This is a genomic window from Paraburkholderia sp. RL17-347-BIC-D, from assembly GCF_046027915.1.
Taxonomy (GTDB): Bacteria; Pseudomonadota; Gammaproteobacteria; order Burkholderiales; family Burkholderiaceae; genus Paraburkholderia.
Genome location: NZ_JARESS010000240.1, coordinates 1 through 506, shown reverse-complemented (window position 1 = coordinate 506; position 506 = coordinate 1). Strand labels below are relative to the sequence as shown.

Genomic DNA, 506 nt, shown 5'->3' with positions numbered 1-506 from the left:
CGACCCACTACGGACGTCGGACCAAGCCCGACTTAGCCGTCCGATTCTAGGGTGCAGCGGTCATTCACTCGGCGACCTGGATCTGCCCTTCTTTGTCGGCCGCAATCGTTACCGCCCTTACCGGCACGGATGGCCTCTCACCGTTGCGATCCATATCCTTGCATGCAGCGGGCGACCATCCTTATTGGCCGATGATGAAGCGCCCTCGGTCAGTGCGTGACCGTCAGCTATCTGGGCGATGCTGTTGAAAAAGTCGCTGCTCTGCTTTCTCAAATCGCCGGTGAGAAAAACGACCCCTTAGATCGGCCTACAAACCGCTGGCGAACGCCGGTTAAGGGTAGGAAGACCCCTAAAAACCTTTTGAGAGAGACGGTCAGCGACTTTTTCAAAGCATCGGCCGACTCCTGTCTTTTATGTTTTCAGCATAAACCCACGCAGGGCCGTGGCATAGCCGAGCGCAATCAGGAGCGGGAGAAGCAGACTCGCGATGATCTGCACCAAGCCGC

General features: G+C 57.1%; 1 protein-coding gene. It reads left to right on the top strand.

Features of this window, described 5'->3' with window-relative positions; translation table 11 throughout:
* Positions 1–216 precede the first annotated feature (216 nt).
* A partial coding sequence (locus P0D96_RS48370) for a hypothetical protein (RefSeq protein WP_408321454.1) occupies positions 217–506 on the top strand: 290 nt, incomplete at its 3' end.